Source organism: Streptomyces sp. SID11385 (genome assembly GCF_010548245.1).
GTDB lineage: Bacteria > Actinomycetota > Actinomycetes > Streptomycetales > Streptomycetaceae > Streptomyces.
Genome location: NZ_JAAGLR010000347.1, coordinates 1 through 8,389, shown reverse-complemented (window position 1 = coordinate 8,389; position 8,389 = coordinate 1). Strand labels below are relative to the sequence as shown.

Annotated in this window: 4 protein-coding genes; 3 read left to right on the top strand and 1 reads right to left on the bottom strand. The window is 75.7% G+C overall.

All coding sequences use genetic code 11. The features are described from left to right. Positions 1–556, bottom strand: a 556-nt coding sequence (locus G3I42_RS10395) for a wax ester/triacylglycerol synthase family O-acyltransferase (protein ID WP_239096376.1), incomplete at its 3' end; no start/stop codon positions are given. 485 nt (positions 557–1,041) lie between these two features. Here G3I42_RS10395 and G3I42_RS10390 point away from each other — a divergent pair. From G3I42_RS10390 to G3I42_RS10380, 3 genes are all read left to right on the top strand, one after another. Next, positions 1,042–2,232, top strand: coding sequence for an SDR family oxidoreductase (locus G3I42_RS10390; RefSeq protein WP_164284581.1), 1,191 nt, complete (start codon positions 1,042–1,044; stop codon positions 2,230–2,232). A gap of 138 nt (positions 2,233–2,370) precedes the next feature. Continuing rightward, positions 2,371–3,939 (top strand): PfaD family polyunsaturated fatty acid/polyketide biosynthesis protein, encoded by a 1,569-nt coding sequence (locus G3I42_RS10385; RefSeq protein ID WP_343244511.1) that lies wholly within the window; start codon positions 2,371–2,373, stop codon positions 3,937–3,939. Positions 3,940–4,055: 116 nt separating this feature from the next. Then, a partial coding sequence (locus G3I42_RS10380) for a beta-ketoacyl synthase N-terminal-like domain-containing protein (protein WP_343244510.1) occupies positions 4,056–8,389 on the top strand: 4,334 nt, incomplete at its 3' end.

The following is an 8,389-nucleotide window of genomic DNA, read 5'->3' as shown; positions in this document are numbered from 1 at the left end:
GGCCGAGCGCGAGCGCGGCCCGGGGCGGGAGTCCGGCCCCGGTGCGGGGGCGGGGCTGCGGGCGCGCGGAGGGTTCCCCGTCGCCGAGCAGTGTGCGGAAGGCGAGCGCGGCGGCGGAGCCGTCCTGGCAGGCGTGCTGGAAGCGGTAGCAGACGGCGTACGCGTCGGGCGCGTAGCCGTGGACGAGCCAGACCCCCCAGCGCGCCCCGGCGGGGAACGGCGCGTTGAGCGCCGTGCCCAGGGCCTGTCGCTCCTGCTCCGGTCCCTCGGCGACGGCCTCGTGGACGTGCCGTTCGACCGTGAACTCCGGGTCGGTCGCCCAGTGGGCTCTTCGTGCCCCGCCCTCCGCGCGGCTCGCGAAGAGCGGGAGCCGCGGCAGGCAGAGGCCCACGTAGGCGCGCAGTTCGGCGAGGGTCGGCGGGGGGCCGCTCAGGTAGGCGACGCCGCCGGAGTCCCAGCGGACGTCGGGGCGGGCGCGCTCCAGGCGGAGGAAGGCGCGGTCCACGGAGTGGGCGGGGTGGCGGATGGCCGGGACGGAGGAGGTGGACGTGGGCATGGACGTTCCCGTTCTCATGGGCCCGCGCGCTCCCGGGGGATGCGGGCAGCCGTCCGATGGGCCGGTACGCCGGTTCCGGCACTTCGGCCCGGTGCGCACCTCCTGGGTTATGTCCGGCAGCCCTCGCCCCGGAACCCGGTCGTGCGGCGCTCGACCGCTGTGAACGGCGGTAACGTGACGGGCCCGCACCTCCTCCGCGCCCACGTCAGCCCCCGTGCGGCCCCTCCCGGCGGGCCCTCCGACGCGGCCACGGGGTTCACTCGAAAGGGTGGATCGGGGGGTGGACGCCGGGGCTGGTGGGGCGGCGGCCATCAGGCTTGCGCAGAGGGGCTGTTGAGTCACGCACGGGAACGGTTGTGCGTCACCTCGCCCGTCTCGCGCTACGTCGTTCGGGTGAGTTGCGGGACGAGGGCTCCGCTCCCGCGCCGGCATCTGCGACGGTTCTCCTCGCCACTTCCGCTTCGGAGCCCCTGGGGGTCCCGGCCGTGCATGTCGCCCTGACCGGCGCCACCGGATTCCTCGGTCTCCGGCTGTTGCGCCGACTCCTCACCACGCACCCCTCGTTGACGGTCCTGACCCACGCCGGCTCGGGCGACGCCCTCTCCCGCATCACCAGGTTCTTCGAGCTGTCGGGCGCCCCCGACGCGCTGGTCCGGGCACTCCCCGGCCGCCTGCGCGTCGTGGAGACCGCCCTGGAGGAACCGCGCCTGGGACTGTCGCGGACCGCCTTCCGCGAACTCGCCGACGGCCTCGGCGCGATCTGGCACAGCGCGGGGAGCATCAACCTGGAAGGCGACCTCGCGCACCTGCGCCGCACGAACGTGGACGGCACCCGGCACGTGCTCGACCTGGCCGCCGCCGGACGGCACCGGCCCGCGGTGCACCACGTCAGCACGGCCTTCGTGGCGGGAGCACGGCGGGACGGGGTCGCGTACGAGGACGAGCTGAGCGGGGTCCACGGCTTCGAGAACGCCTACGAGCGCTCCAAGTTCGAGGCGGAGACCCTGGTCCGGGAGTGGTCGCGGACGCATGGCAGAGCGGTCCTCGTGCTGCGGCCGAGCATCCTGGTCACCGACCTGCCGCCGCACCCCGACCTGCCGGCACATCCCTTGCAGGTGATCGAGCAGATCCTGCGGGACTCGCTGCGCACCACCGGTCACCAGGAACTCCCGGGGACGGACCGGCCCCGGATGCGGATGGTGGGGCACCCGTACGGGCACCTCAACCTCATGCCGGTGGAGGAGGCGGCCGACGTGATGGTGCGGCTGGCCGAGAGCGCGGCGCCGAAGGGCTGCGGGCCGACCGTCCCCGCACCGAGGGACGCCGCACCGAGGGACCCCGGGCCCGAGGCGGGCGCGCCGGGCCGCGCCGCGCGGGCCGGGGTCACCACGTACCACGTCGTCCACCACCACGACGTCCCCGTCCCCACCCTCGTGGCGCTCCTGGAGCGGCTCGTGCCGCTGGGCCTGGACCTGGTGCCCGAGCGGCCCGCGGACGCGACGCCGCTGGAGGCCCTGATGGACTTCTACCCGGGCTTCACCTCCTATCTGCGCCACCGCCGCCGCTTCGACGACACCCGCGTGCGGACCCTCCTCGGGGCCCGGCCCTCCGGGTACCGGGTGGATCTCGACCACCTGTGCGCGGGGCTGCTCCGCGGCCGGCCGGTCACGGGCTGACGCGCCCCGCACCACCACGCCACCACCCCCGCTGGGAGACCGCCCTTGTCCGTTCTCACCGGTCCCGACCCCACCCCCCGCACCACCTCGGCCACCTCGGCCCTCTCCCCCTTCTCGCCCGCGGGCATCGCCGCCTGCGTGCGACGCGTCCGGGAGCCCGCGCACCTCGTCACGGGGCCGGACGGCCGCGAGCGGGGCCTCACCACGCGGCGGCCACCCGACACCACACCGCGAGGCACCACACCACCCGGGGCCACACCACCCGGCACCGCACCACCCGGCACCACTCTCCTCGGCACCCTGCCCCCGCTCTACCCCGAGTGGCTCGGCGGCCGGACCTTCTGCGAGGCGCACGGCGTGCGCTTCCCGTACGTGGCCGGCGAGATGGCCAACGGCATCACCACCACGGCGATGGTCGCCGCGATGGCCCGGGCGGGGATGCTCGGCTTCTTCGGCGCGGGCGGCCTGCCGGTGGACGAGGTCGAGCGAGCGGTGCGCGCGCTGGCGGCGGAGCTGCCGGACCGGGACAACTGGGGGGTGAACCTGCTGCATTCACCGGCCGAGCCCGCGCTGGAGTCCGGCGTCGCCGAACTGCTGCTGCGCCACCGCGTGCCACGGATCTCGGCCTCGGCGTACATGGAGCTGACGCCCGCCGTCGTGCTGTGCTCCGCGCGGGGGCTGCGCAGGGGCGCCGACGGGCGCGTGCTGCGTGCGCGCAAGCTGCTGGCGAAGGTCTCCCGTCCCGAGGTGGCCCGCGCCTTCCTCTCCCCCGCTCCCCCGGACCTCCTGCGCGCGCTCGTCGACCAGGGCCGACTCACGCCACAGGAAGCCGAGTTGGCCGGACTCGTGCCGGTGGCCGACGACATCACGGTGGAGGCCGACAGCGCCGGGCACACCGACAACCGGCCGCTCGCGGCGCTGCTGCCGCGCATCGCCGGGCTCCGTGACGAACTGGCCCCGCGCTTCGGCTACCGCCAGGCGATCGGGATCGGCGCGGCGGGCGGGCTGGGCACGCCGGGCGCGGTGGCCGCCGCGTTCGCGCTCGGCGCCTCGTACGTGGTGGTGGGCTCCGCGCACCAGACGGCCACCGAGGCGGGGCTGTCCGAGGAGGCGAAGGCGATGCTCCGCGGGGCGGACGTCGCCGACGTCACGATGGCACCGGCCGCCGACATGTTCGAGTGGGGCGTACGCCTCCAAGTGCTGTCCCGGGGCACCATGTTCGCGGCACGTGCCGCCCGGCTGTACCGCGCCTACCAGGAGTACGACGCGCTCGAAGCGCTCCCCGCATCCCTGCGCGCGGTGCTCGAACGGGACGTCCTCGGCGCCTCCCTCGACGAGGTCTGGGAACGTACACGCGCCTTCTGGGAGGTGCGCGACCCCTCCCAGCTCACCCGCGCCACGACCGATCCGAAGCACCGCATGGCGCTCGTCTTCCGCTGGTACCTGGGGAGTTCCAGCAAGTGGGCGATCACGGGGGACCCCGCGCGCCGCGCCGACTACCAGATCTGGTGCGGCCCCGCGATGGGCGCCTTCAACCGGTGGGTGGCCGGCACCTTCCTGGCCGATCCCGCGCACCGGTCCGTGACCCAGATCGCGCTCAACCTCCTCGAAGGCGCCGCCGTGCTCACGCGCGCCCACCAGGCGCGCACCTGCGGCGTGCCCGTCCCCGCCGCCGCGTTCCGCTTCGCGCCGCGCCCGCTCGCATGACGGCGCGTGGTGACGTACCGGCGTCCGCGCGCTCGACGGCGGACGGGGGCGTACGCGCGTCCGCGCCGGACGGCGTCCCGGCATCCGTGCCCGATGTCCGACAGCAGGGAGAGACCGTGTCCGACCCCCACCGCCAGGTGCCGATCGCCGTCGTCGGGATCGGTGCGCTGGTGCCCGGCGCGCGGGACGCGGCGGGCTACTGGCGGGCCGTCTTCGCGGGACGCGACATGATCACGGAGGTCCCGGCCTCCCGCTGGCTCGTGGCGGACCACTACGACCCCGACCCCGCCGCGCCCGACAAGACCTACGCGCGCAGAGGCGCGTTCCTCCCCGAGGTCGACTTCGACCCGCTCGCCCACGGCATCCCGCCCACCAATCTCCCCGCCACGGACAGCGCCCAGTTGCTCGCCCTCACGGTGGCCGAACAGGTGCTCGCCGACGCGGGCGGCCTGAAGGACGTGGACCGCGAGCGGGTCGGCGTGGTGCTCGGCGCGGCGGCGCTGGAGCTGCTGCCGCACATGTACGCGCGCACCCACCGGCCCGTGTGGCTCGCCGCCCTGCGCGAGAGCGGGCTGACGGAGGCCGAGGCGCGGGCGGCGTGCGAACGGATCGCCGCGCGGTACACGCCGTGGCGGGAGTCCACCTTCCCCGGGATGCTCGGCAACGTCGTCGCGGGCCGGATCGCCAACAGGTTCGACCTGCACGGCACCAACCACACCACCGACGCGGCCTGCGCGAGTTCCCTCGCCGCGCTCTCCACAGCGGTCGGTGAACTGTCGCTCGGCCGCTCCGACCTGGTGATCAGCGGCGGCGTCGACACCGGCAACGACGTCGGCATGTTCGTCTCCTTCTCGAAGACGCCCGCGCTCTCGCCCACGGGCGACTGCCGCCCCTTCTCCGAGACGGCGGACGGCACGATGCTCGGCGAGGCAGTCGTCATGTACGCGCTCAAGCGCCTGTCCGACGCGGAACGGGACGGCGACCGCGTCCACGCCGTCATCCGCGGCATCGGCACCTCGTCCGACGGCAGGAGCACGGCGATCTACGCGCCGCTGCCCGCCGGTCAGGCCCGCGCGCTGCGCCGCGCCTACGAGGAGGCGGGGTACGGGCCGGACACCGTCGAGCTGGTGGAGGCGCACGGCACCGGGACCAAGGCCGGGGACGCCGCCGAACTCGCCGCTCTGCGCGAGGTGTTCGGTGACGCCGGACCCGGAGAAGGGCCGTGGTGCGCCCTCGGCTCGGTCAAGTCGCAGATCGGCCACACCAAGTGCGCGGCGGGCGCGGCGGGTCTGCTCAAGGCGGTCATGGCGCTGCGACACCAGGTGCTGCCCCCGACGATCAAGGTCGAGCGCCCCGCCCCCGGGGTCACCGCGCCCGGCAGCCCCTTCTACGTCAGCACCCGCGCACGGCCGTGGGTACGCCCGCCGGGCCACCCCCGGCGGGCGGCGGTCTCCAGCTTCGGCTTCGGCGGGAGCAACTTCCACGTCACGCTGGAGGAGTACGTACCCGAGCGGTCCCCGGGCCGTACCGCCTGGCGCCAGCGCTCCGTCCCGAGCGAACTCGTCCTGTTCAGCGCCGCGTCGGCGGCGGCGCTGCCCGCCCCGGAGGCGTTCGGGGACGGCCGCCCGCTCGCGGCGGTGGCGCGCGAGAGCCAGCACGCGTACGCGCCCGGCGCCCCGGTGCGGCTGGCCGTCGTCGCCGAGAGCGCCGAGGACCTGGCCGGGAAGTACGCCGCCGCCCTCGCGGAGATCCGGCGCCACCCCGGCGAGCCCTTCTCCGCCCCGGCCGGTACGCACTACGCGGCCGGAATCCCCGAGCCGGGCCGGATCGCCTTCCTCTTTCCCGGGCAGGGCGCGCAGTACGTCGGCATGGGCGCGGACCTGGCGATGCTGTCGCCGGACGCCCAACGGGTGTGGGACCGGCTGGGCGGCACGGAGTTCGACGGCACGCCGCTGCACCGGGTGGTGTTCCCGCCCCCGGGCTTCACCGCCGAGGAGGAGGCGGGCGCCGAGGCCCTGCTGGCCGCCACCGAGCGGGCGCAGCCCGCCCTCGCGGCGCACGGTCTCGCGCTCCTCGCCCTGCTGGACGGGCTCGGGCTGCGGCCGGACTGCGTCGCCGGCCACAGCTTCGGGGAACTCGTGGCCCTGCACCGCGCGGGCGTCCTGGACGCCGCGACCCTGCTCGCCCTGGCCCGCAGGCGCGGTGAAACGATGCGGGACACCGCCGTCGCCCCGGGGACGATGCTGGCCGTCGCCGCCGGCCGCGCGCGGGTGCTCGCCGTGCTGGCCGCGTCCGGCGCGCGCGACGTATGGCCCGCCAACGACAACGCCCCGCGCCAGGTGGTGCTCTCGGGCACCGCCGCCGCGATCGAGGGCGCGGAGCGCGCCTTCGCGGCCGAGGACATCGCCACCCGCCGCCTGCGCACCTCGCACGCCTTCCACAGCCCGCTGATGGCCCCCGCCGCCGACGCGCTCGCCGCGTTCCTGGACGAACTCCCGCTGCGGGAGGCACGGTTGGATGTCTGGGGCAACACCGACGCCGCGCTCCTCCCTTCGCCGCCGGACGAGGTGCGCCGCGTACTCGCCCGGCACCTCACCTCGCCCGTGCGCTTCCGCGAGCAGATCGACGCGATGCACACGGCCGGGGTGCGGACCTTCGTCGAGGTCGGCGCGGGCCACACACTGACCGGCCTGGTGGAACAGATCCTCGAAGACCGCCCGCACACAGCCGTCGCGCTGGAACGTCCGGGAGTCCACGGCGTCACCGGCCTGCACTCCGCGCTCGGCCGCCTCGCCGTCGCGGGCGTCCCCCTCGACTTCGCCCGCCGCTGGGCACCCTACGGACCGGCCCGCACACCCGAGAAGGAGCGCGAACCGCGCATGACAGTGAAGATCGGCGGAGGCAACCACCGCGAACCGGAACGGCAGGACGGGGGGAGGCCGACGGCACCCGCGTACGGGGAGGCGCCGCCTCCGTACCCGGCGGCCCCACCTCCGCGCGAGCACGTCCCGGCCCCGCCGCCCTCACCGGCTCCACTCCCCGCCCCCCTCTCCCCCATCCCCTCCCCCGGTCCGGACTGGTACGCCCTCGTCGAGAGCGTCCAGCGGCGGACGGCCGAGGCTCACGCCGCCTGTCAGCGCATGCTGATCGACAGTCACACGGCGTTCCTGCGGATGTCGGAGAGCACGCTGCGCGCGATGCTGGGGGTGCCGGACAACGCGGCAGAGGAAGGAACGGCGGCACCGGTACCTGTCCTGCCAGGTCCCCCCGCGCCTCCGTCCCACGAGATCACCGCTCCCGAAGTGCTCCCCCCGCCGCCCGCCTTCTTCCCCCCGCCCGGCCCGCCCCCCGCGTCCCCGCAAGAGGACCCCGCCGTTCCCCGGCCCGTTCCCGAGGCGGTTGCGCCGAGTCCCGAGGCCGACCCGTCCGGTCAGGTCGCCGCCGACGAGCCCCTGTCCGCGAGTGCGCTCGAAGAGCTGCTGCTCTCGGTCGTGGCGCAACTGACGGGCTATCCCGCCCAGATGCTCAGCCCGGACATGGAGCTGGAGGCGGACCTCGGGGTGGACTCGATCAAGCGGGTCGAGATCCTGTCCGCCGTACGCCGGCGGATCGGCGAGGTGCCGGCCGGGAACGTCGCCGGGCTCGGCAAGCTGCGTACCCTCCGCGAGATCACCGACGCCCTCACCACCGGCACGGCACCCGGGAAGGAAGGCCCCTCCGACCGGGCCACGATCGCGGCCCCACCCCCTGCCGAGCGACCCGCACCCACCCCCGTACCGACGCCACCGACACCCCCCGCACCGGCACCCGCCCCGCCCCCGCCGTCCGAACCCGCCCCCACGCCCCCGCACCCGCCCGCCCTCACCCGCCTGGTGACCCGCATGGTCGAGGCCCCCGCGTCCGGCCTGGCGCCCGCGGGGCTCGGTGACGGGCCGCTGGTGGTGACCGAGGGGGGCGTGACGGGTGAGGAGGGCAGGGCGCTCGCCGTCCTCGTGGCCCGCCGCCTGACGGAGCACGGCGTCGAGGCCACCGCCGTGACGGAGATTCCCGGCGACGCCCGCGGCGTGCTCCACCTCGGCGGCCTGACCTCCTCCGGGGCGCCGGACGAAGCGGGCGAGGTGCGGCGCTCGGTATTCCGCGCGGCGCGGTCGGTCGCCGAACGGATGGCCACGGGCGGCGGCGTGTTCCTCACGGTGCAGGACACCGGCGGCGACTTCGGTCTCGGCGGACACGCGCCGGAACGTGCCTGGCTCGGCGGGATCGCCGCTCTCGCCGCGACGGCCGGGAAGGAGTGGCCGGAGGCGACCGTCAGGGGCATCGACTGCGAAGCGGGCGGGCGCGCGCCCGAGGCCGTCGCCGAGGCGATCGTGCGCGAGGTCCTGGAAGGCGGCTCCGAAGGGGCGGTGGGGCTGCGCGCCGACGGCACGCGCGCGGTCCCGCGCACCGAGGC